The sequence below is a fragment of the Pseudomonas fluorescens genome (genome assembly GCF_902498065.1).
Lineage (GTDB): Bacteria > Pseudomonadota > Gammaproteobacteria > Pseudomonadales > Pseudomonadaceae > Aquipseudomonas > Aquipseudomonas fluorescens_BJ.
The window spans coordinates 419,842-444,155 of record NZ_CABVIR010000001.1 but is presented as its reverse complement, the minus strand read 5'-3'; the positions used below and the strand labels follow the sequence as shown (position 1 = coordinate 444,155).

19 protein-coding genes are annotated in these 24,314 nt (G+C 53.9%); 8 read left to right on the top strand and 11 right to left on the bottom strand.

Going from position 1 to position 24,314, the window contains the following annotated elements:
* Nucleotides 1-3 precede the first annotated feature (3 nt).
* Together F8N43_RS02170 and F8N43_RS02165 are read right to left on the bottom strand one after the other, a co-directional pair.
* Nucleotides 4-1,122, bottom strand: a complete 1,119-nt coding sequence (locus F8N43_RS02170) for a glycosyltransferase 61 family protein (RefSeq protein WP_150653651.1) — start codon at nt 1,120-1,122, stop codon at nt 4-6.
* A 72-nt stretch (nt 1,123-1,194) separates the two neighbouring features.
* Nucleotides 1,195-2,349 (bottom strand): hypothetical protein, encoded by a 1,155-nt coding sequence (locus F8N43_RS02165; RefSeq protein ID WP_150631966.1) that lies wholly within the window; start codon nt 2,347-2,349, stop codon nt 1,195-1,197.
* A 422-nt stretch (nt 2,350-2,771) separates the two neighbouring features.
* Here F8N43_RS02165 and F8N43_RS02160 point away from each other — a divergent pair, with 422 nt between their 5' ends.
* Together F8N43_RS02160 and F8N43_RS02155 are read left to right on the top strand one after the other, a co-directional pair.
* Nucleotides 2,772-3,443, top strand: a complete 672-nt coding sequence (locus tag F8N43_RS02160) for a class I SAM-dependent methyltransferase (RefSeq protein WP_150653119.1) — start codon at nt 2,772-2,774, stop codon at nt 3,441-3,443.
* A 424-nt stretch (nt 3,444-3,867) separates the two neighbouring features.
* Complete coding sequence (locus tag F8N43_RS02155) at nt 3,868-4,452, top strand: hypothetical protein (protein WP_150631964.1); 585 nt, start codon at nt 3,868-3,870, stop codon at nt 4,450-4,452.
* Nucleotides 4,453-4,568: 116 nt separating this feature from the next.
* Here F8N43_RS02155 and F8N43_RS02150 read toward each other — a convergent pair whose 3' ends face one another.
* The 7 genes from F8N43_RS02150 to F8N43_RS02120 all read right to left on the bottom strand — a co-directional run bounded on the left by F8N43_RS02150 (nt 4,569) and on the right by F8N43_RS02120 (nt 12,728).
* Complete coding sequence (locus tag F8N43_RS02150) at nt 4,569-5,189, bottom strand: tyrosine-type recombinase/integrase (RefSeq protein ID WP_150631963.1); 621 nt, start codon at nt 5,187-5,189, stop codon at nt 4,569-4,571.
* 288 nt (nt 5,190-5,477) lie between these two features.
* Complete coding sequence (locus tag F8N43_RS02145) at nt 5,478-6,416, bottom strand: hypothetical protein (RefSeq protein WP_150653118.1); 939 nt, start codon at nt 6,414-6,416, stop codon at nt 5,478-5,480.
* Between the two features lie 448 nt (nt 6,417-6,864).
* Nucleotides 6,865-7,161 (bottom strand): hypothetical protein, encoded by a 297-nt coding sequence (locus F8N43_RS02140; RefSeq protein WP_150653117.1) that lies wholly within the window; start codon nt 7,159-7,161, stop codon nt 6,865-6,867.
* Nucleotides 7,162-7,195: 34 nt separating this feature from the next.
* Nucleotides 7,196-7,585 (bottom strand): hypothetical protein, encoded by a 390-nt coding sequence (locus F8N43_RS02135; protein WP_150653116.1) that lies wholly within the window; start codon nt 7,583-7,585, stop codon nt 7,196-7,198.
* Between the two features lie 1,273 nt (nt 7,586-8,858).
* The gene (locus F8N43_RS02130; protein ID WP_150653115.1) at nt 8,859-9,872 is read right to left on the bottom strand and encodes a DUF3800 domain-containing protein; all 1,014 of its coding nucleotides are present in this window, start codon (nt 9,870-9,872) and stop codon (nt 8,859-8,861) included.
* 290 nt (nt 9,873-10,162) lie between these two features.
* Entirely contained in the window at nt 10,163-11,161 is a 999-nt protein-coding gene (locus tag F8N43_RS02125; RefSeq protein WP_150653114.1) for a DUF4238 domain-containing protein, read from the bottom strand.
* A 214-nt stretch (nt 11,162-11,375) separates the two neighbouring features.
* Complete coding sequence (locus F8N43_RS02120; RefSeq protein ID WP_150653113.1) at nt 11,376-12,728, bottom strand: GIY-YIG nuclease family protein; 1,353 nt, start codon at nt 12,726-12,728, stop codon at nt 11,376-11,378.
* A 302-nt stretch (nt 12,729-13,030) separates the two neighbouring features.
* Here F8N43_RS02120 and F8N43_RS02115 point away from each other — a divergent pair, with 302 nt between their 5' ends.
* Together F8N43_RS02115 and F8N43_RS02110 are read left to right on the top strand one after the other, a co-directional pair.
* Entirely contained in the window at nt 13,031-13,831 is an 801-nt protein-coding gene (locus F8N43_RS02115) for a GNAT family N-acetyltransferase (protein ID WP_150653112.1), read from the top strand.
* 439 nt (nt 13,832-14,270) lie between these two features.
* Nucleotides 14,271-15,404, top strand: a complete 1,134-nt coding sequence (locus F8N43_RS02110) for an aminotransferase class V-fold PLP-dependent enzyme (protein WP_150653111.1) — start codon at nt 14,271-14,273, stop codon at nt 15,402-15,404.
* Between the two features lie 335 nt (nt 15,405-15,739).
* On the opposite strand, the gene F8N43_RS02105 is transcribed toward F8N43_RS02110, so the two are convergent.
* A complete protein-coding gene (locus F8N43_RS02105; protein ID WP_150653110.1) occupies nt 15,740-16,294 on the bottom strand; it encodes a TetR/AcrR family transcriptional regulator in 555 nt (184 codons plus the stop codon).
* 125 nt (nt 16,295-16,419) lie between these two features.
* On the opposite strand from F8N43_RS02105, the gene F8N43_RS02100 reads away from it, so the two are divergent.
* From F8N43_RS02100 to F8N43_RS02090, 3 genes are read left to right on the top strand one after another with little or no spacing between them, the layout of a single operon-like run.
* On the top strand, nt 16,420-17,070 hold the full coding sequence (locus F8N43_RS02100; RefSeq protein WP_191623765.1) for a DJ-1/PfpI family protein: 651 nt from the start codon (nt 16,420-16,422) through the stop codon (nt 17,068-17,070).
* Nucleotides 17,071-17,093: 23 nt separating this feature from the next.
* Nucleotides 17,094-17,624, top strand: a complete 531-nt coding sequence (locus tag F8N43_RS02095; protein WP_150634385.1) for a DUF2867 domain-containing protein — start codon at nt 17,094-17,096, stop codon at nt 17,622-17,624.
* A 48-nt stretch (nt 17,625-17,672) separates the two neighbouring features.
* Nucleotides 17,673-19,667 (top strand): ABC transporter ATP-binding protein, encoded by a 1,995-nt coding sequence (locus F8N43_RS02090; RefSeq protein ID WP_150653109.1) that lies wholly within the window; start codon nt 17,673-17,675, stop codon nt 19,665-19,667.
* A gap of 251 nt (nt 19,668-19,918) precedes the next feature.
* On the opposite strand, the gene F8N43_RS02085 is transcribed toward F8N43_RS02090, so the two are convergent.
* Nucleotides 19,919-22,741: an amino acid adenylation domain-containing protein gene (locus F8N43_RS02085; RefSeq protein WP_150653108.1), complete on the bottom strand. Its 2,823-nt coding sequence runs from the start codon at nt 22,739-22,741 to the stop codon at nt 19,919-19,921.
* 135 nt (nt 22,742-22,876) lie between these two features.
* Between F8N43_RS02085 and F8N43_RS02080 the strand changes: the two genes are divergently transcribed.
* The gene (locus F8N43_RS02080; RefSeq protein ID WP_150653107.1) at nt 22,877-24,313 is read left to right on the top strand and encodes a M15 family metallopeptidase; all 1,437 of its coding nucleotides are present in this window, start codon (nt 22,877-22,879) and stop codon (nt 24,311-24,313) included.
* Nucleotide 24,314 lies beyond the last annotated feature (1 nt).

Genomic DNA, 24,314 nt, shown 5'->3' with positions numbered 1-24,314 from the left:
CCGTCATGACGGGAACAGGTCCAGGGTGCGCTCCACCTCTTGAACGTCGATCTTGAAGCCGTCGCCCTCTGGCGTTCCGACCACAAAGCCGAAATTCTGCCCGTCGCGATCCGTCAGGTACTTGTAGTAACTGACGAAACGGTTCGGTGGCTGCAGTGTCAGCAACGAACCACCCGGCTGGAGCACATTGACACCGTGCACCAGCTGACTGCCTTCGACCCCCACCACCGTCCGCGCCCCGGCGCACATCGCCACGATGGTCGGGACATCGGTTTTCAAAGGATCGAGAATGCGAAACCCCCTGCTCTTGCGCAGATGTTCAGCGATCTCGAGTTCATTGCGCAAAAAGCGCAAGTCGCCGTCGCCACCGCGCAGAATGAACACGCCGGGGTGAGCGTCATACTTGACGTGCGACAGCAGTTTTTCTCCCATGGCCCGGTACCGCAGATGCCTGTTTCGATTGTTGCTCATGTCGTCGAACAGCACGACCTCACGCAAAAACGCACTGCGCAAGCGCACCGGTTTCATGCCAAACCAGTCTTCGTAAGCGGGAGCCTGGGTGAATAACGGAAACTTCGCGGAGGGCGCGGTAGTTACCGGCACGCCCTCATCGCAGGCCAGGGAATAGGTCGGGCAGTCTTCCATCAACCAGGTGCCAAACCAGGTATTGCCATTTTGCGTGCAATAGACGGCTGCGCGATCGATCTCGGTGTCCACGACAATGCGCGGAAACATCCCCGGCTTGAGCGACAGCCACAGACTGGCGTTGTCCTTGTAGAGCGCGCCATCGATCAGCCAGACATCCTTGAGCAAGTAGCCACGGGTCGGGCCCTGTTCTACGTTGCCTAACCCTTGCATCGTGCGGGAAGGATGTTCGAAAGGATAAAAGCGCTTCGCCTCCCACCCTGTCACACGGTCCATTTGACCGGGCAGGAAGAAGGCCGGCGGAGAATACGAGGTCTCACCGGGAGCAATGTCCCAACTTTTCAGCGCGACGCTTTTCAAGTTGATGTCCGCTTGGCGCGCGAGTCTTTTTCTCGCCATATTTTTGTAGGCGGCCAGGGTCCATTTTTTCCGGTTGCCAGCGGTCGACGTGCTGATTGGTGAAACATCGCTTTCCATCATGAGTCCTCCCTGCTGGGCAGGGTCAATAGTCAGGTGCGAGCACTGTGAGTATTCAGTCCCGGAAATGGCTCAGTTGGATGAAATCCGTTCCATGACGGGTGGGGTTTGCAAATTGGCATAGCGACTGCGCAAGGTGTCTAGAAACTGTTCGCCCGAGCTCTTGGCGCAATAGAGATAAATCTTGTGCAGCCCGCCAAAGACCATTTCGTGATAACGACTGGCGACCTCCTCATCGCTGGGCCCGTCCGGCAGGCCAAGGTGCAGGGTTATTTCCTTGCCTTCGACAGCAAACAGCGGTGTGTCCCAGAGGAATTTGGCTTTCCCGGTCTTGGGCAGACGGACGAACATGTACGCGTGGTTTCCCAGGGAATCGATATCGCCACCGCGCCGTCTTTTCCATTTCAAGAGTCCATCATCCGGGCGGGCCACGCAAAGACCGATGTCGTAATAATCGAAGCCATTTTCGATGGCCCATTCAAGTGCCATGAAGGTGGTAATCGAGTTCACCTCGCGCAGTTTTTTCGCATCCGAAAAAATCGCCTCGATGTATCCGAAACGTAGCGTGCTCCAATAGCGTTTTCCGCCCCGAGTGATGACGCAACCCAGGTGGCAGGCAACCACCTCGTCTTCCAGCATGATCAGGTCGAGCCGGCCGACAGTCTTGGCGATCCTCAAGACCTCCTGAGCGGGGAATTGCGCAGCATGGATGCCTTGCCTTGCTTCGGCATAAGGTCGAAGCATTTCCCTGTCGGCCTTTTCTATGTCCTCATCCAGCAGCGTCTGGACCATCCGGTAGCGCGGGCGGTTCTTGCGGATGTTTCGACGCAACTCGCTATCGTACTTTGCAGTGATATCGTCGATGGAGCGCCCCAGCGGTACGACGGCACTCAGGTAGAGGGGCACATTCAAAGCCCCCGGGGACGGGGCTTCACTGACCACCACCACGTGATTCGACGCGGCCGGCCCGGGTTCGCCGTCGGTCGCATCGGACGGCCCCTGGGACTTCCCGCCGATGAGCAGCCTGGCCATTTCCCGCTGCTTTTTCCTGCCGATGTAGAGGAATTCGTATGGACTGTCCTTCTGCAGCCTGAACCGGGCAATCTCCCAACGCCAGAAACACGCACGCCCCAGGATGTCCTGCAACCAGGTTGCCGCGTTCCTGATCTCATAGCGTAATGAAGGAGAAATCAGTTTTCGGATAACGGCCGACAGCTTCTCTTTCATTTCTTTGTCATCCTTTGAGTTATCTGTCATGAGATCAGGACAAGATCCAGGCGGGGCTTGAAAAATATTCTTAACCTTTGAAATTAAAGAAATTTCTTATCAAGTTACACTTCCCCGTCAGTACTATTAAAGTTCAAGGCAGGGACTTTGCAAGCGACGTTCGGGTAGCGTCAACCGTATATTTCATGACGCCAGAATTTCTGCTCTTTTGGACAAAAGAGCAGACCCGGCAAATACCCCAAAAATACGCCAAACCGAGCCAAGAGCAGGCGTCATGCCGTCTAGACTGCAGGATACAAACACGCCTCTGGCCAATTGATTCTGGGGACGAGTGCAGAAATGAATGCGGGCGTCACTGACAGTGTCCGCTCAACGCGCACTTGCCCTATTCTTCTCTCCAACCCACAACTCCGGACATCGACATGCCCGCCCCCGAATCGACCCTCCTCGAAAGCTGGCACCACAACGCCCAATCCTGGGTCGACGCAGTCCGCACCGGGTCCATCGAAAGCCGCCTCAAGGTCACCGACCAGGCCATCCTGTTGGCGGTGGCAGGCCGTCAGCCCGAGCGCGTCCTCGATCTGGGCTGCGGCGAGGGCTGGCTGTTGCGCGCGCTCGCTGAACGGGCGATCAACGTGGTCGGTGTGGATGGCGATGCGACGCTGGTCGAGGCGGCGCGGGCGGCGGGCTCTTCGCCGGTGCATCTGGCGACTTATGAAGAGTTGGCGGAAGCGAAAGTGGAGATCGGCAGCGACTACGACCTGATCTGCGCCAACTTCGCCTTGCTGCACCAGGACATCATCCCTCTACTCGCCGCCATGAACGCCCTGCTCGCCCCCGGCGGCGCACTGGTGATCCAGACGCTGCATCCGTGGAGTGTAGCGGCGGGCGACTATCAGGATGGTTGGCGGCAAGAGACTTTCACCGGGTTCAAGGGGCAGTGGCAGCCCATGCCGTGGTACTTCCGCACCTTGTCCAGTTGGCTCAACGCGTTGGACATGGCTGGCTTTCAGCTGACCAGCCTGCAAGAGCCACAGCACCCGCAAAGTCCTGTGCCGCAGTCGTTGTTGTTGGTGGCTGAAGTGCGGCGGTGAGTCTGTTTGATGGATGTCGGCGGGGTGTTGTTTGGTTGAAGACTCACTAGCGGATCTCGGGCGATTGCTGCGCTTCACTAAAGGCGGCAATCGGCCCAGAGTGTGTAAAAACGCGTCGCCAAAATTGAAGTGTGCGCATCTACGTTGAATCTGAAATTTATCGGCACATCAGCAGATGTGGATTTTGCGTAGAAGCGCGATTTCCAGTCTGGTTTTGAGTACCTGTCGCGCTGAAAAACGTTTTTACACAGCCTCGGCCAAAAGCGGACGGTCGGATCAGGTCCAGTTTGGCAGTAAAAAAGGCGGTCGATCGACAAACCTCACCTGGAGTCTTAGGCTCAACTACAACACAAATCTTAAAACAAGCAGCGACTGTCGCCGGTAAAAGAAAAGTCGCTTGCCCCAAGGTATTCCAAGGAGTGGTATGGGCATTTTGGATCGGTTGTTTGGTGGGCGCTTTACCATGCCTCCACCCGAGGAAACTAACCTCAGCGCTTCAGCGATCATGAAAGAATTACGGCCCGGCCCACCCGATCCCGCACAGAAAAAGGCACTCGAGACTTTTGCCCTGGCGCTGTTGGCGGTGGTTCCAGAAAAAGAAGGCGCCAGACTTGTCAGGCGCGTCATGCGTAGATACGCGATGGGAGATGACGCATGCAGTGCTTTCACAGATGGATTGTTGGATGGTTCAAAGGCGCAAAAACTTGAACACCTCGTTTTAATGAGCCTGGATTGGAAAGGTTTTGATGTGTTTGAATATCAGGTTCCTTATCTGGTTAGCGCCAACCAATTGAAAGAGCCCTACGTCTACGTGCGAAACGGTGCCTCATCAATGCCAGAGGTGCTTGATGAATTCGACCGATGGTTGGTTCGGTTTGGTAAACGTTATCTTCACTTGGACTCCGGTGGTGAAAATTACGATGGTTTTATTGTTGACGCTGACCGAGTGGAAGAGACCATTGAGTTGGCCAGCCGTGCGGGCATTAAAGTCAGTCTCGAGAACTTCTGACGTTGAGCAGTGCATAAGCGAAAATGGGCGGTGTGACGACCGTGGTGTCAGTGTTTACGAAAGGCCGCTGTGGGTCGAATAGCGACGGTCTAGTATCGACCGTCACTAGGGGGTGGTTAGACTTCTGTCTGCTCCGCCATTTCCAGGGCATCATCGACCTCGATTCCCAGGTATCTGACGGTGCTTTCAAGCTTCGTATGACCTAGCAGGAGTTGGACAGCTCTTAGGTTCTTCGTCCTGCGATAGATCAGCGAGGCCTTGGTTCGCCGGAGCGTGTGAGTGCCGTACATGCTTGGATCAAGGCCAATGGCGGTCACCCATGCTTTTACTATTCGAGCATATTGTCTGGTGGAGAGATGATCTGAGCTGTGCAGCCGGGTCGGAAACAAAAAATCCTCGCTGCGGAGGTAGGCCTGTCGCATCCAAGCTTCCAGAACCGTTCGGGTTTGCTCAGTGATTTCAAATTGCACTGGGTGCTGGGTTTTCTGCTGCATCACGATGGCCCGTGACGACACATGTTCTCCATGGGCTATATCCCTTACTCGCAGCTTGGTTAAATCACAGGCACGCAGTTTGCTGTCAATAGCCAAGTTGAAGAGCGCCAGATCCCGTGTCTTCTCCGCGAGCTGGAGTCTGACCCGAATGGCCCAGATATCTCTGACTCGAAGCGGGGCTTTCTGCCCGACAAGCTTTCCCTTGTTCCAAGGCTGATGTCTGTTTTTAGCAATAATGTTCATGGCTCGTCCTCCACGTTGAGGGAGGACAAGGGTGGATCAATCACAATGAGTGGAGGTCGCTAACCGACCCAATGCTGACGATGGCGAAGGGCTGCAATGCGTGAATGATCAGTTAGCTTGGCTGCTTTGTGGAGGAAAATCGAAATCAGTATTAGTCTAATATTTGTATCTGGCTCTGTTCGAATCTGTATCTATGCAGAAACACAACTGCAACGCGTAAACCAAATGATACAGATCTAAGCCTTTATTGGTTAAAAATATTGATGGCGCAGGTCAATATAAAGCAATCTACTTTATGTCAGGTGTCTGCCTTTTAATTAATAATAATGATTTTTCAGCACTGTGTTTTTGTAGGCGTCCCCTTGGATCTCCTTCATCAACCCAATAAGGAGTCACTACAGCTTTAATTTGAGCCTTTTCAATTCTGGTAGGAAAAATTTTCACTACGTTTTTTTGCGTTCCTAATAGAGTTTTTTCATTTATAGTGAATGTAAAATTCATCACCTCAAGAAGCTGCCATATTGCGTACGTTTTTCCGCCATGAAAAACCTGCGTAACCTTTTCCGCGTTTTGGATTCTCCAGACTTCCTTACTGCTATTCGTAATTTTTAGTTGATCTTCGTAGTTTGAGGCTAGCTTAATCAAGTCGATATATCCAACACCTGCTCCATATGTGCTTTTAATTGTTTTTTCCATCACCTCCATGTCCTCTTTCTCATATCCTTGGGATAATGAAAGCTCGATAGTTGTGTCTTGGGGGAAGTGATCTTCTCGTTTTCTTCGCCATTGGAAACGACGCTCTACAAAAACATCTATATCAGTCCGCTTCCACTCATAAAAACCTGTGCTGGTTCTGACTTCCTTTCTTTCAAACCAAGAGGCTGTTCCGACAGTTTTTCCAAGTTGCTTTTCGCTTAATTCCAGCGTGTTATGTTCATCAATGAAAAGAGGTGGATTTTGATAAGTAAAAATGTAGCTAGAGCCATCAGATGATGCTGCTCGTTTATTAATACGTTCCTGGGCGTCGCTGTAGTTTGTTTTACATTCTGACTCGCAAAATTTATTTTGAGTCGTGCATTTCCCAATGCATGCGAGATCACCATCACACTTAACATTACAAGAAGTTGGCCCGTCGGCACAATTACCGAGACAAGCTTCGCCCGAACCTGCTGCCAGTACTAACTGTGGTTGAATTAAAATAAAAGCTAGCACCATCCTCAATTTCATAATAATCCACCCTCAGTTTGATTTTCATTTTTTTTGCACGTGTACGATGAAAGCTTAGGAGGCCGTTCAGAAAAAGCTAGCCTAATTTAAAAGGCACACAAATTTTGGCTAGTGCTATTAAATTCAGCCATACCGCGTCATCAGCCGGATTATTACGATTAAAGTTGGTGCTTATATCATAGCCATTACGCTGGTCCGAGTGTGGATTGTGCGATTTGAAGAGAGTTTTTTGGGAACGCTCTTTTCAGGTTTGAGATAATTTTTGGCCCGCTTTTAACCGTCTATCATTAAATTACGGATTGAAGAATAATTAGAGTGCGCACTCTGATTGGTTTTTTTTTACTTTTCGCCCTCTTGTTACATCTTGGTAATAGTGAAGTCTTATTGTCGCATTGGTCTGTGTAATATTCTCAATGCTTTATCAATTTGAAATCGTCACCACTAATACTCAAGGGGAGGTTATGCAAGTGGCTTCATAAACTGTATATCCGCATTTGTTTCCTCCTGAGGTGGAAATTACTTCGATTCGATGGTCTAAAATTTTCTCGCCAGTGGCTGTATTAATCGTGCAGATTGATTTGGCTACAGCTTTATCGCCTGGCCCGCCATCCTGTGGACAGGGGTAAACCGGTTTTGCGGGACACTTGTTCGCATCTTCGCCTACGCACCACTGTTTTTTATAATCAGCAGTAGCAGCACTTGAAAATATAATTGCAAGCGCTGAGAGCATAATGAATTTGTTCATAATGTATCTCCAGTTTTTATCGCTGTGATAAGTGTTATTGGTTGCAGGTGCTATCTTTAACATTGGTGACCTCCAAGCTAAAGACACCAGGGCCATCTACCATGTAACGGCCAGTTCTTTTTTCTCCATCAGGTACCTGCTCCCAAGTCATACCTAAATCTGTGTAAGATCCATTTTTCTTAGGTGCAGTAGTCAGATCTATACATTTCCCACAGTTATTTATGAAGTCAATCAAATGTGAATTAGGAGGGAGTGGGCGTGTAGAATCCATTAACCTAGGGTTTTCTCGTTTTACACACGAAATTGGCAAATCGCCTGAGCAGGCGAAGTTTGTAAATATTAATAGTAATACAAGTGTAATTGCCTCTCCAATTTGCGGCTCGGAAAATTTATGATTACCCAATATAATATGTCTGTCTTTCATGCCTGAGCCCATTGAAATGGAGTCCCTACAAAAAATACTTCAGTTTGTAGTACCAGATACAGTGCTTAAACATTAATTGTACCACTTGAGTTGATAGGTTTAGCTTGTACCTATGTTCTTTGCAAGTATGCTTAGAAATTTTTTGGCGCTTGGCTTGAGTTTTTAATTCCATTTGATAATAGACGGTTTCAGTTTTTATAGGGGCTCTTGTGACTCGCTTCGATGCGCTCACTATCAGTCTATAGAGCTCGTAGGACGTTTTTTAACTAGCTCATAAACGTTACACTTTTGTTCAATATCTGATGTTATAAAAATACAGGTGGTGATTAAGGGGGGTTGATGCGTTAGCAGAGTTTCGCCTCGGATTGCTTAGCAGCACATAGGCCCGAATGATCATTTTATGACCTTATGCTCGCCCGGGGTCAACCGACAGCGCTCTACTAAGGTGCATTTTACAATCAACCAAGTGAAGCTACGGGCGTTGTGCTATAGCTAAAGTGAATTTTTATGGAGTATTACTTATCTTCCGCCTGCTGGAAAAATTCCCAGCAGGCGGTTTTGTGAGCCTATAGAGGCTTATTTACATTCGCACGTCGGGGCTCCGGCCCCCGCCGCATTTGTACATTGTTCCGCCTTCCCAACTGGACAGGTTATGGAGCACTGTCCGCCGGCATCATTTGTTGCAGTACAAGCTAGGGCGCTCATTGGTACGCTTAGGCCGATTAGTAATAACAAAAACGCTGATCTAACCATTTTTATGATTTTCAATTTGATAGCTCCAACTTCAATGATCCGCCGCGAGTGTGACGAACGATTAAAATATAGTAGACATTGGCGATATTTGCGTTACTAGAGATAAATTTTTGTCGCGCAATTATTCAGCGATCTGAAGGCGTTCATCGTTATGAGTTGTTTAAATCAATAGTTATGAGTTCCGGCGGGCGACAATCTTAACTACCTCGAAATATTTAATTTAGCTTCATGCGGCCATCGTTTGGAGAGTTCCGGTTTTGGCCTAAAAGCAGGACTCGTGTCTAACAGTGACGTCCTTTCTCCGCGCTATTAGATCGCAATTTAAGAATTTTATGAACGACTGCTCTTGGCCGATTGTTGCCTGTCGGAAGGGCAGTAGTCGACCGGTTGTTGCCTGTCACGAAGGCTGATATCGACCCAAAACTGTGTTTCGCGAGAGACAGCGTATGGTTGAATCCATAGACAAATGCAGACACTCCATACCGAAGCCGTCATGTGTGGACACTTAAACAACCACAACTCAGACGGTAGGTCTTTGTTGGCGCCGCATCATTTTTATCAGAACGGCAGTGGATGCATCAACTGCGTCTTCATTGCCAAGCGTTGACAAAAGCAACGGATAAGCATGTTTTGGGCGCTGAACCATCAAACGCCCCAAAAAAGCTGCGGCTCTGAGATTATCTTTAAACCCCTTCCGTAAACACCTTCGCAAACCTGCGCTCAGCAGATCCGCCAGCTGGATCCCGAAACTGTCTTTGGAGTTGACGAACTGAATATCCTCCCTAAAGATCTTTCCAATATTCAACGCACCCGTAAGATCCAGCTCGATCCCATAGCTTTCTTTTAGATAGCTAGGGGCTTCTCCTTGGGCATACACGTATGCGCCCATGTAGCTGTAATCAAATTCAGTCACCGTGATAATGGGGTCGGCCAAAGACATCGTTTGAAGGTACACGGGAGATAACTGCTCAAAGGCCTCTTCGTATTCGGTTTTTTTTTCGAGAGCCTTACGATCGACTCGCCAAACAAACGCAGACAGAGTCTTCGGCTCGTGCTTACCGTAGTAAAGGACAGACTGCCAGACCACCAGTTGCATGAGTTTCATCTGACAAATGAGCTGTATGTGAAGCTGGGCAGGCATATTACGAATCTGATCTGCCGCATATTGGACAGATTCACGCCCCTCCTGATGAACCATTTTGTCTTTGTTCACCAGCATGCCCCTAGCGGTAGCCTCCTTGTGAGCCGTTACCGCTTCGGTGGTGTTCAAATGAGCGTCGGTGACTACGCCATACAAAGCGCAATTAGTCCGGGCGAGACGTATGAGAAGTCGGAAGTAGCTCATCTCGTTGTCTAGCGCGCCGAGTTTCAGCTCGTCCGATAGCGCGAAACCACTTTCTATTTTGAAATCTGCAAGCGCACTCTCTGCTTCGTCTAAAAAGCGTTCCGGAATAACGAGCGCGCAAATAGAACTCCATGCAGCCTTCTCCGGCGTGTATACAAAACTCCCTGACTCGTCGATAAAAATATGCATATCCTTCCCACTTCTGGATCCATGATGGACTGGTTATTTTTGCGTTACCCCGTTCTCCAACTCCAGCGTCCTCAAACCGGTAATAAGCTGACTCATAGGCTTGCACATAACAGAAGCCAGCTTCATCGCGCTCCTACTTGTGCTTAACGCTCAATGAATCACTAGCTGTGGGAGGTTACGCAATGCGTTGCAATCAAACTCACATGACTTTGCGCGATCGCCCATGCGGTCCATATGTACGGGACGTCGAGTTGAAACGATGGAGTATAGAGACCGTTCGGCTAGGTCGGTCAGACGATGACATGGCCATCAGGAATTCGCTTGTAGCGCTGCCCGATGTGCTTTTTGAACGGGCTAATTGCTCTCTCGGAATCACCGATTATGTGCACCATGGCTTGGGCCGCCACTTTGGTATTGAGTTCTGCGACGGTGGCCTCATTAACCTCATTCTTACCCGGCGTGAATCGGTCTGAGTCGCAGATAATGTATGCGACTCGCGGCGAGATCGGATAGTAGAAATCGGCATGCTTTGGTGCGGCGAACTCTGTCTCTGAGATGCACGAGTGCACATTAACGACGGGCTGGTCGGACGTGATAAAAGGCACCTGCGTGTCATTTATCAGCAACGCGTGCTTATCATTGTGGCGCGTCATGTACAGACTGAGGCCGATACTCATTCCGAACATGTAGCTTAGGAACCACCAGGCATGCGTAATCGCGTCAGCCATTTCAATCTCAAGGGCGTTACGCCTGGGTTGAACCCGGAAAACACCGTCTCGAAAAGTCTTTGTGCGGGCGATCTGGTGGCCGAAGAACATCATGAACTCAATCATGTACCGTTCATCCTGCAGTACATCGAGTTGCTCCTCTGCGAGTGCCGCCAACACCGGCAGTGCCTTTTTTTCGTGGGATGCGTGGAGATTTTCCATTAGGTTGCACTTCATCGAATGTAGAAGTAGCTCGGCTTCATGATTCTGAACGCCAGACTTTCGGTAGGCAGTTTCAACCTGCTGCATCTTCAGAAAGTCATTAAGGTATGACATGTGTTGTTGGTGAAGATGGTCGGGGCTGTGTCGGGAGAAGCTTTTAATTACCTCGACATGCTTGCTAGTAAGTGCGGTGGTTTTGTAGAAATAGTCATCAGCAACTAAGGCTCGCACGCTGTCATGGGCAATTTTCCCCGTCTTCGTGGTGTAGAAAACATTCTTCGTACCACTGCCCCAGCGGGTCAGGTAATGCGCCCAGACGTAATGGTGACGCTTTTTGGCTTCAAGATCTTTGCGCGACATCGGCTTCCGTTCCGTTGGGTGTTGCCTCGCAAGCTCTCAGCCTACGAGTCTCTCGTCAAGCTATCGTTCTACCTGCTTGGGGAGCTGCTCGCCTGAGAACCGTCTCACTGAACGTCCGCTGATGGCCGAATCCTGCCCTCCACGACCGGCTGAAACCGACCCGAAGCGGACGTTTTGAGTACGGAAAATGCGTCGGTCGCCTTTTCTCAGGGCGTCAGTTCTCAAGCAGATCATCAACAATGGAGAAGGCTTCGGCTAACTGCTGGGGTGTCTTGCCGACACGGGTTGCCGATGAGATCCGGAACTGCAGGCTGCGATGGGTCTTGTTTATGTCTGCTGGATTCTTGCCCAGCCAGTGCGAGCGATCTGGACGCATCCGCAGGGCTTTATGGCAAGCATCGATAAAGGCCTTTTGGTTAGCGTAGGTTTTTGTGCGTACGCCCTTGCTGATCGTCCAGTCGCTACAATGTTTTTTGCGAGAAGTCGGCTGAACGGAAATGGCCTTATTGCGATTAACTGGCTTGTTGGCTAAGCCGATGGCGATTAGCAAGTCATTGTTGTAGGGGTTGGCGCCGAGTTCGAGCAACCTAGCCTTGATATTTGAAAAGCTGTGGCCCGGTCGGGCATAGAGGTTGGCCAAGGCATTCACACCGTGGCTAATGCGTTGGCCATTGGGCAGATCCACCGTTATTGGTTTGCTACGGTCCTGAGGCTTACGCAAGTGGTCATGGATTTCCCGTGGGGTCATGAAGTCCAGTCGCGCCGCGATCTGTGCTAAACGAAAACGCCCGGTCGAGGCGCTAATGCCGAGGGTCTCAAACAACGCTTTCTGTGATACCAACTGGCTAGGGTCGTCAAGGGAAGGTAGCTTTCCGGTGTTCACGCCGTCCGCTAGTCGCTTGTCCCGCAGTTTTTGCCGCTGATAGCGTGACCGCTCTGTATCCACCGACCGCCCAGAGGCTTTCGCCGCTCGACTCAAATCCGTCCTGCGCCCATCTTCGCGGGGTTCTATGCCCAAGGCTTCAGCCAAGCTGTACTTGGACTCTGGCTTGCCCTTGCTTCCGCGCATTTTCATACTGGCACGGGCTATGAAACGCCTTATTTCATTCGGGTCGACAATCCCTTCGGAGCTGGCGACAGCCTTGGCGGCGGCGGTAAAACTGCTGAAGGTTTGCAATCGGTCGCCAAGGAATATCTCGCAAGGCTTGGCGTTTGATGGTCCTCCGACGCTGCTGCCACCGCGCATGAGATTGAACCCGTCTGGTGCCATGGTCTTCAAGGTATCGATCCAGAAACCTTCGCCATCACGCATCTCGTCCAAGGAGGCATAGTCTTTAAGCAACTCGATCACGAACGCCTCCGTAGGGGGCACATCCGGGAACTTTTGCAGGTGATCGCGTATGGCGTAGCCCAGATGGAAGGGCGAAATCCCTCTGGGCTTTTCACGGGTGCTCTCGTTGAAGTGAGCGTTAAGTCGATCCTTCAAGGTGCGTTGAGTCAAACCGACATAACGTTTGCCGGTTCCGAATGGCAGCCGATAGGTGATCTGGTAAATCGAGAAACTCACTGAGCGTCCTTGGTGTCAGTTACATGGGTGCTTAGTCTAGAGCACCCGAGGCCGCATCAATAGCGTCGCAGCCGTGTGCGGGGATCAGGTATCGAGAAAGCAAGGGAGTGGATGTCTGCTTTTGGCCGACTGCTGCCCTTTCTTACAGGCAGAAATTGGCCGATTCTTGCCTGTCATGAGGGGCAAAAAACGACCCTAAGCTGACGGTGAAGCAGAGCCAACTACTGGTACGTACTTGGACGCAAGCGTATTGTTCGATGCGCTTTCCCTCCCTTGGAAATCTTCAAAAAAGGACGACTTACATGGATGTTGAACTGGCACATCAGATTGAGGCCGCAGAAAGCGAGTATTTGCGTTCGCGTGTTCAGAACTTGGCAGGGATAAGTGGAAATCCTTATGGCGCACGTGTTTTTTCCAACGGAGACTTTTCGTGCTTTCAGGTGAACGCATCACCTAGCCCAATGTTCAACCGCATCTACGGCGACAGCGCCCGTGATCCCCAGGCACTGTTGAAGTTGCTCAAAGATTCAGCGGAACATTCGGTCGTAACTCCCCTTATCGGGAAACTTTCCGCGTTGGGGCGGTACTCACTTGTGGGCGAAGCGCAGCTTGAGCGTTTGAGGGGCTGGACTCACTTGCAATTCGCGTGTGCCATCGAGAAGGTGGTCTTGAGTCGCCACTCATTCGAAATCGAGGAAGTCACGTCAAAAACTCTTGCTCAGTTCGCAGATGTGCATGCGGGTGGTTTTCATACCAAACCAGAGTACCAATTGCTGAATCAAGCATCCTTCGCAGAGCAGACGTCGAGCGGACGTCTGAAAATCTGCGTCCTGAAGGCTGATGGGAAAGTCGTGGCAGGAGCCTCAATGTATTTGGCCAGTAATGGCATTGCCTACCTTGGAACGGCTGCCACCCGAAAGGATGCCCGGGGCCTTGGCTACCATGGAGCACTGATATCTCATCGAATTGAGCAAGCGAAGAAGCATGGCTGCCACTTGATCGCCGCGACCGCGCTGGCCAGCTCCCAAAGTCGCCGAAATCTGCAACGTGCCGGGTTGACGACATCTCATGCCCAAGCACTGTACCGCCTCGCAGATAACTAAGATAAACGGCTGAACACGACCGTCCGCTCTTGGCCCAGAGTGTGTAAAAACGCTTCGCAAAAATTGAAGTGTGCGCGTCTACGTTAAATCTGAAATTTATTGGCCCGTCAGCAGATGTGGATTTCGCATAGAAGCGCGATTTCCAGTCCGATTATGAGTACCTGTCACGCTGAAAAACGTTTTTACACAGCCTCGGCCGATTTCTGCCGGCTGCTACCCTCCGTAACTGGTCGTTATCGACCGAACGTAAAGAGGCACGAACTTTTAACCCCCCTCTCCCACAACTCAGCAGCCACCTGCGAGCATTGCTACGTCCAGTAATCGACCTGATGATGCCAACCGCTCGACAGAAGTCGCAATCAATCCCGAGCAATCTTGTCATTTGCCAAAGCTTAGGGCAGGGTCGATACCACTGACATCTCTGCCAAAGGAGTCACCCATGTCAAAGCTATATCCCAGCATCGATCCTGAGGGGTTGGTCGAGTACTCAGTGGTCTACACCGACCGCTCGCTCAACCACATGTCGCAGTCATTTCAAGGGGTGATGAAGAACATTTCCAGGACCCTGAAACAGGTCTACAACGCCCAGGGTGTTGCGGTGGTCCCGGGCAGCGGCACCTTCGGCATGGAAGCGGTGGCGCGACAGTTTGCCACCGAACAGCAATGCCTGGTGATACGCAACGGCTGGTTCAGTTATCGCTGGAGCCAGATCCTTGAGATGGGCAACATCCCGGCGGCCACCACGGTGCTGAAAGCCCGACCGGTCGACACCGGTCGCCAGGCTGCCTACGCCCCACCCCCTCTGGACGAAGTGCTGGCAGCCATTGCGGCGCAGAAGCCGCAGATTGTCTTCGCCCCCCACGTTGAAACCTCATCAGGGATTATCCTGCCCGACGACTACCTGCGAGCCGTCGGTGACGCCGTGCATGCGGTAGGTGGCCTGTTCGTGCTGGACTGCATCGCCTCAGGCACGCTTTGGGTGGATATGCACAAATGCGCAGTCGACCTGCTGATCAGCGCACCGCAGAAAGGCTGGAGCGCCTCCCCTTGCTGCGCCCTGGTGATGCTCAGTGCTTTGGCCCTGGAGCGCATCGAGCAGACGCAGAGCAGCAGCTTCGCCTGCGACCTGAAAAAGTGGCTTCAGATCATGCAGGCCTACGAACAGGGCGGACATGCCTACCATGCGACCATGCCCAGCGATTCCCTCGCGCGCTTCAACGAAGTGATGAAAGAGACGCAAGCCTACGGTTTCGACAAGGTCCGCGGCGACCAACAGGCTCTGGGTGATCGGGTGCGCGCAATGTTGACCGGCAAAGGCATCAAAAGCGTGGCCGCAGCCGGCTTTCAGGCCCCTGGCGTCGTGGTGAGCTACACCGATGATGCCGACATCAAGAGCGGCAAGAAATTTGCCAGCCACGGCCTGCAGATCGCCGCCGGAGTGCCGTTGCAATGCGACGAACCGGCCGACTTCCAGACCTTCCGCATCGGCCTGTTCGGACTCGAAAAGCTGCAAAATATCGAGCGCACGGTGAGCACCCTCGAACAGGCACTGGACGAGGTGATGGGAAACTAAGCCCTCATCTTGCCTGCCGCACATACCGAACGTGTGAATTCCAGGAAGTCATCCTGCCCTGGGCACTGCCGGCCCAGGGCGCTGATCTTCGACGAATATGACGCTGGTTGTCCGGACGTCATGTTAGAACCACAAGGGAAAGCCCGTGCACGCGTCTTGCTGACACGTGCGCCCTTCAGCGCTATGAAAAAAGGGTTCCAACGAAGCCTTTCACGGAGCGGATGATTGGCGGCTGTATGACTTGGATCGACCCATTCGGTGTAGGAATTGAGTGCTGCCGAGAATTTAGCGACGCGCGAACTCTATTTATTCAGTTATCCAATTTAGCTCAGGACTTAGGCCCGCCACGGTGGAAGAGCCCCTTCGAAAAGTGAAAAGGCTCGACTCAGGAAACTGTTGAAGCGAGCGGCATCACGCCGCAGCCCTGCCTGTTGACCACCAATCAGGCACAGATGGGCCACCCGACCAATCACTTCAGCTTCGCCTGGCATAGGGACCAAGCGGCGGCACGTCCGTATCGCGAAGTCCAGTCGTCTTGTGTCAACACGCTGCTGAAACTCGCCTACCAACGGATCGTGCAGCGACCAGGCTCGGATGGAAACTTCCCGCCCAGGCTGTTTTTCAGCAGCAATACTCAAGTAGCGTTTCAAGATTTCGCCCGCGCTACGACCCTGCGCGGCATAGGCGAGCATGCGCCCCGTGTAATCTTCTTCCCAAGCGGCCAGCAAGGTGCGGACAAAGTCTTCGCGATTGCGGAAATGGTGATAGAACGATCCGCGGGTCACATTCAATCGGCGCGATAAACTCTCGGCCGAAACGCCAATATGCCCTATTTGGTCGAGGGCCTCAAAGCCAGCCGCGACCCAATGGTTACGAGTTAGTTTTCTCACGAGTTACTCGCTCCATATTTAGCGCCATACAGACTGTGTATGGTGCGCAACCGATTGATACGCTGCGAACACCAGCAAAGACGGCCGTTGCGTTTTGCACGCCAGCACTTTTCATGGAGCTCGCCTTGAAGAAAATCGTTCTGGTTGCTTTCGACCAATTCACTGATATTGACCTATTCCTGATGTGGGACATTTTAGGCCGCAACACCGAGGACTGGCACGTCCGAATATTGGGCTCTGGCTCTATCGTGCGATCGGCCCACGGCCTGCCTGTTTCAGTGCACGGTCCGCTTTCCGAGGCCAATAGCGCCGACGCGGTACTGTTCGTCAGCGGCAAGGAAGGGATACCCGCTGCACTTGCCGCGGCAGACTTCCTGCCGTCGTTTGAACTTGACTCCAGACGCCAGCGAATCGGCTCCATATGCGCCGGAGCTTTCATTCTCGAACGGCTCGGGCTGCTCGGCGGCCAAGCAACTACACACCCGGATGCACGATCGAGCTTGCAAGCGCTGGGACTTGAGACCGTGGACCAGCCTCTTGTATGCCAAGGGAACGTTGCAACCGCTGGCGGATGTCTTTCGGCGCTCTATCTGGTGGGATGGTTGGTTGAATCCTGGTTCGATGTCGACAAGCGTCGTGCGACGTTGCTCCCTGTTCTGCCAGCTGGGCAGCAAGAGGTCTATGATGCCTTGATCGGGCTCAGTATCCGACAAGGAGCGTTATACGACAAACCATCGCAACAAGAAACGCGACATGGCATGTCGTCTAATTGGTAGTTAGAACTCAGGAGAGATCCCCGATGCCCCGAGAATTTGAGCTCATTATGTCCGTGCCAGTACCCTCGAGGTCCGGCATCACTCACCTTTACAAGTCGATGAACCTGGCGGACGCTTTTGCGATTCGGCTCCCGGCGGGCACCTCCAGCAATCCAGATTTGCTAGCTCGATTCATCCTTTCCCACCAGCCATCCTGGATCGGATGGCTCATGAAAGTCCGAGACACTATCGTTGCCTGCTTTGGTCTCAAGACAGCCAAACATTTGGCATCACTTGCTCATCGGATTCAAATCTTCAAGGTCTACAGCTCGAACCAGACTGAAATCGTGTTGGGAGAGGACGACAAGCACCTCGACTTCCGGATATCGATCCTGTGTTCGGGAGAGGCAGAGCCAGAAGGCAGTCGCCAACTGGTTTTTTCAACCGTGGTCCAGTGCCACAACCGTCTAGGCCGGGCCTACATATTCGTTATTGCCCCATTTCACCGCTGGGTTGTTAAGGCCAGCCTCCGACGCGCAGCGCGCATCGGTTGGCCTCTGGCTACCTGCCCCTAAGGCTGGGAGCGCTGGTGATCAAGTTGCTGGACCGGATGGACCGATGTCGTGGAAGGGGTTTGCCTTGAAATAGCCCGGGGAGAGACTTTTGGTCTCGTCGGGGAATCGGGTTGCGGAAAATCCACGGTGGCCTACCGGCTGCTCGGTTACGGCGCCGCCAACAGCCGCGTGCAGACCGGTGAAGTGTTATTCGAAGGGGTCGACCTGCTCAAGCTCGACGCCCGTTCACTGGCAAAGCTTCGCGGCAACCGCATTGCGCTGGTCCCGCAGAATCCGACAACCGCGTTAAGCCCCGGCATGCGGGTCGGCCAGCAAATACGCGAGATGATCCTGACTCACCAGGCACTGCCGGACGGGCTCTCCATGGAACAGCGCATCACGGACCTGTTTGCCTTGGTCGGGTTGCCCGATGTCAGCCGGCGTTATCCCCATGAGCTGTCGGGCGGGCAACAGCAACGGGTGACGATTGCCATGGCGGTTTCATGCAATCCGGACCTGCTGGTCCTTGACGAGCCGACCACAGGACTGGACGTCACCACGCAACGGCAGATTATCCAGCTGCTGTCGGACCTGCGAAGTCGCATTGGCATGGCCATGCTCTATGTCACCCATGACCTCGCCCTGCTGGCGCAAATCGCCGACCGCATTGGCGTCATGTATGCCGGCAAGCTCGTCGAGGTCGCGCCTTGCGAGCGGTTGTTATCGCACCCTGCTCATCCGTATTCACGCGGGTTGATCGGATCGATCCCGACGGTACAACACGGCCATCGTGCGGGTCGCGGTCTTCGCGGGATGCTACGGCGGGATCAGATGGCCGAGGGCTGCAAATTCGAGCCGCGGTGCGACTTTGCGACAGCCACCTGTCGCTCGACGCCGCAAGAGCTGATACCTGTGGCGGACGCGCAATCCGTCGCCTGCATGCGCTGGCCCGACGTCGCCGACACTCCAGATCCAACACCGTCGGCGACGGGTAACCTGCGGCCCGATCGGGAGCCGGCACGATTATTATCAGTGGAGAATCTCTCGCTTTCCTACGCACGGTCCGGATGGTACGCAGAGCTGTTGGGGAAAGTGCCGATCTCCATCGCACGGGATATCGATCTTGAACTGCGCGCCGGTGAGATCGTGGCGTTGGTGGGTGAATCGGGCAGCGGAAAATCAACGATCGCTCGCGCCATCAGCGGGCGACTCGCGCCCAAATCAGGCACCATCAGCGTTGACGGGAAGGCGTTGGAGCCTACGCTCGCGGGCAGGTCGGTCGAGCAATTGCGGGAGATTCAATACATCTTCCAGAACCCGGATGCGTCACTCAATCCGCGCCGAAGTGTGCGGGCCATTCTTGAACGACCGCTGCACCATTTCGCGATCGAATCGACCCCTGAAAAACTTGAGACGGCACTGGGAAATGTCGGGCTGCATGCCGGGTATCTGAATCGTTTTCCCGAACAACTGTCCGGCGGCGAGCGCCAACGGGTCGCGATTGCACGTGCCCTGCTGGTCAACCCCAAACTGTTGATCTGCGATGAAATCCTCTCGGCGCTCGATGTTTCCGTGCAAACGAAAATTGTCGAGTTGCTCATGGCGCTCAAGGAGCAGCATTGCGTTGCCATGCTGTTTATCTCACATGACCTCGCGGTCGTGCGGCAGTTGGCCGACCGAGTCGCCGTCCTCTATCGCGGCGAACTGATGCAGATGGTCGATACCGATGCACTCTTCAATTCGCCATTGCATCCGTATACGCAAATGCTCCTCGGTGCGGCACCGGGCCTGAGTAAAGATGACTACGTGCCAGAACCGCCGGCAATGCCAGACTCGCCATCGATTGGCGGCCGTGGCTGCCCGCTCGCCGGACGCTGCCCTCGACAGGTGGGTGCCCTGTGCGCCGAAAGTCGTCCGCCCACGCAGATGACGCAGAGTGGGTTCGTTCGCTGCCATATCCCGCTCGCCGAGCTGGCGCATCGAACCGACGACTCAGCCACGCCTCGACCGGTGCAAGTAGCGGGGCCGACATCTCCTGTTTTGCAGTTTCAGTCGAGAGGTTGAACGACGTGGAAGAACTCCGGGCCATGACCGGGGGCGGCACAGGATCTGGACGATTCCCCAATCAACTGTAGGAGCCGGCTTGCTGGCGATAGCGGTGGGTCAGCCAGCCTGTTTATTGACTGTTCGGACGCCATCGCCAGCAAGCCGGCTCCTACAGGGGAAATGCGTACATGTCCGGAATGAGTTGACCGCAGCTCCCGCCGTAAGGGCGGCCTCCTGGGCCGCCGATACCGCATGGACAAAGTTCGCCATCAAGCAACGCGCTCAACCGTATCCGCCCCCCCCTTCTTGCTGGCGCCATTCCAGCGCACCAAAACGATTCGAACAACGTTATTCCACACATACCCAACCCCAATTCCACCGACGATGGCAACGACCACCGCGAGCGCGGGCAGGTCAACAATATGCCGGGCCAAGGACTGAAACTGAAAATGCGTCAGATAAATAAACAGCGTTGACGCCGCAATTAACGCAAGCCCCCGGGCAATAAGCCCTGGCACCGGAATTGACCTGACCCAAACCAGTAAAAGTACGGCAGGGATGGCGATATCAACATAGTTATTGGCGATTTCTTGCGCGCCAGGCCCGAAGAGCAGCAGAAGATCCTGCCCGCCAATCACCACCACGGCAACCGCACTGACAATCCACTTCTGGGCCCGGGAATGAGCATAGTGAACGGCCATTCCAAGCACCATGACCGCAAGGTAGTGCTGCGGCACGCGGTTATAGAGCGGTGCCGCATCAAACACATACGCACTGATCATGATGTCGGCCACGGCCAACGCACATGACGCCATAACAAGGCAGCGAAACGGGTTGGCAGTAATGACGTTCCTGACGCGCTCGAACGACAGAACAAACCCGATGATGAGTATCATCTGCAGGAGCACTTCAACATACCAGTAGGCAAAAACACCGATGAGACTCGGTGGAAACCAGTTGGAAATCAGCAACATTGTTTGCCAATGAACCCGGTCGAACAGCATCTGGTTCAAGAGTGTGTAAAGGATGGTCGGCACCGCGATACTGACCACTGACCTGATCAGCGTATGCACATTGCCGCGCTCATTGATGGCTTGAAACTGGAACCTCGCCAGACTGATGCCAGAGATCAAAAACAATACCGTCGTTTCGCCTGCCACTAACCATGTCGAGAACAGTTGAAGATGCCCAACGACAATCAGCATGATCGAGATGACACGTAACAGGACAGGAACTTCCATTGCCCTGATGGACAACTTTGAGGCCCTGGTTTTACCGGCCAACCCGGCAAGTTCACGCACCGGTGTCATTTCCCATTGATCAGGCAGCTGACCGATCAGCTCTTCAAGCACCATTGAAGCCTGAACAAACGACAGCGAATCTCCACCCAGTTCGACAAATGTCAGGTTGGCGTCGATGCGCGGGACCTGAAGTATTTCAGCCCAGGCCTGCGCCAGTTTTAGCGCGAGCGGCGATAGGTCCTGATGGGAACTGACGGACGCCGCCTCTGTGTTCGCGGCTATCGCAGGCAACGCCCGCTTATCGATCTTTCCATTGGGCGTCAGTGGAATAGCGTCCAGGAAGACAAACAACGCCGGCACCATGTATTCCGGGAGGCGAGTGTTGAGGTACTCGCGCAGCTCAACCGTTGAAACAGCGGTTATTGAAACGCAATAGGCGACCAACCTGACCAGCGCGTTGTCATTGACTGCCAGTACAACGCACTGCTTGATCAGTGGATGCTGTGACAGTGCGCCCTCGATTTCAGCCAGCTCGATGCGATGACCGCGAATTTTGACCTGACTATCGCCCCGCCCCAAAAAACTGACACTGCCATCTGAAAGATAAGTTCCAAGATCGCCGGTTTTATAACAAATGTCGTTCTCGACATTCGTAAACGGATTCACCACAAACTTTTCCCGGGTTTGCGCGATGTCACCCCAGTAACCCTGAGACAAATAAGGACTGCGTATCAGGATTTCTCCGACCTCTCCTTCATGCACCAACTGATGGGTGTCATTCACGACCAGCAACTGCGCGCTTTCAATGCCTTTGCCCAGTGGAATCCTGGCGTTGTCGGCTTCAGGGTCGACGCGGTGGTACGCCATGGCCTGGGGCGTTTCCGTCGTGCCGTAAAAATTAACACTGACGGCATTGGGTGCAATGACGCGCATTTGCTCGTACAGCGAAAGGCTGAGGGCATCGCCGCCCCAGAACAGGTATCGAAGCGCGCTGAATCTTGCCCCCTGAAGTTTTGCGCCGGTTTCTATCAACTTCCCCAACGGCGGTGTCAGATGAACAATTGAAATTCCATTCTTGTGTATCCACCTCGCCAATGCCGCAGGGTCTATGACCGTCGATTGAGCGGGGATGAAAACTTTTGCGCCAATCGACAATGGGGTAAATACATCCCGGTACACAGGGTCGTGTCCCAGTCCGGACAACAGGGAAAAGCAATCGTCTTTTGACAAGGAATGATGCTGGGTATGCCACTCGATGAAATGTACCAAAGGTGCATGAGTGGCCACGATGCCCTTCGGTTCGCCGGTGCTGCCGGAGGTGAAGGTGATGTAGGCCGGATGCGCAGGGTCGACTTCCGGCAAGGCACTTTGATGAAAGGCGAACTCACGCAGTGATTCGCCGGGATCTTCCGCAATGCTGACGACTCGCGGCGCCGAACGCCCTGCCTCGAGGTGTTCGGGATTGAGATCGACGCTGGCCCCACCGCAAAGCAGGACAAAGGAAGGTTGCAACGCCCGGATGATTTGCCCGATGCGCGCCGGTGGATACGCGACGTCGGCAACCGTGAACGTCAACCCGGCACGCAAGGCGCCGAGCATTGCATAGACCAACCCCGCACAGCGATTGGAAACAATAACCACCCGGTCGGATTCGTTAGCACCATTGACCTTCAGAAAGGACGCAATGCCATGGCTTATCTGTTCGAGCTGACGATAGCTGCACGTCGCGTCGTGAGAGACGACCGCTACGGCGTCGGGCGAGCGCTGAGCCTGTTGCAAGAAGTCCATGAATATCGGGCGATCGGCACAGTACTCCAGATGAAGCGCTGGATTTGGGCGGTGGTCCTGCATCTTGGATTTGTGCTCCGCATGATCTGTACAAGGTTAATACCGTGACCCGCAAATGCTGAGTGAGATTAGCCCCCCTGACCTCAGTCTGCTACCTTTCCCACGTTCATTTGGTACCCGGCCTCCTGGAGGCATCGCATGCGCCCTCTTCGCACCCTCGCCCGTCGCTGGCTGCAATCACTGCTGTTGCTGAGCAGCGTCATACCGGCGATGGTCAATGCCGAGCCACGACCCGGGCACATGGTCTATCTGCGCGCGATTGATCCGGGCATTGAGCAGGACATTCGCTACGCCAGCCCTCACAACTTCACCGGCCACCCACTCGACGGTTATGCCGCTGCCGAATGCCTGTTGACGCTGGACGCCGCCAAGGCCCTCGCCCGGGTGCAAGCGTCGTTGCGCGCGCAAGGCTACGGTTTGAAGGTGTTTGATTGTTATCGACCGAATCGGGCGGTGGCCGATATGGGCCGCTTTGCCAATGAGCCGGGCGACCCACGCAAGACTGAGTTCTACCCGCGCGTGGACAAGCAGGACTTCTGGCGCCTGGGGTATGTGGCGCGAGTGTCGAATCACTCCAGAGGCTCGACCGTGGACCTGACACTCACAGGTCCGAAGGCCTTGCCCGCCAGCACCTGGACGCCCTCGGCCACGCAGGTCGATTGCACCGCACCCTACGATCAGCGCTGGCGTGACGGCGCACTCGACATGGGCACCGGCTTCGATTGCTTCGATGAGCGGGCGCATACCGCCAACCCGACGATCAACGCGAACGCGCTGGACAATCGCCAACGGCTCGCTAGCGCCATGGCAAAAGAGGGCTTCTCCGGGTACTCGAAAGAATGGTGGCATTTCACTTATGGCGGCGCACAGGCACCGAACAACGTCATGGATTTCCCCATTGCCCCGCTGGACGCCAATGCAGCGCTCGACAGCAGCCATCAACTGATTGTGGTCACCACAAAAAGCTGGGATGACCTGCAAGGCAGCGCCCAGCGCTATGAACGAGACGGCAACACCTTCCGCAAGTATGGCGAGGCGTTTACGGTGGTGGTCGGCAAAAACGGCATGGCCTGGGGCAAGGGGTTGAACAGCGTTGAGCCAGGTGCAGAACCCGTCAAACACGAAGGCGATGGAAAAGCGCCGGCCGGGGTATTCAAACTGGGAACGGCGTTCGGTTACGCGACCAGGGACAACACGAAACTGCCCTACCTCGCACTGACGGCGACCACCGAATGCGTAGACGACAGTCGTTCCGAACACTACAACACGCTGGTCGACGGCGCGGCGACGCCCAAGGACTGGAACAGCTCCGAGCGCATGCGAAGCGAAGACGGCTACCGCAAAGGCATTTTCATCGAACACAACACGCCGGCGTCTCCCACCTCGGGCTCATGCATTTTTTTCCATATCTGGCGCAGCCCGACATCGCCGACAGCAGGTTGCACGGCCATGGATCAAGCGGACATCAGCCGATTGTTCGACTGGCTCGATCCGCGGCAGTCTCCCCTGTTGGTGCAAATGCCCGAAGCGCAATACGCGCACTTGCGCGAGCGCTGGAACCTGCCGGAACGGTGAT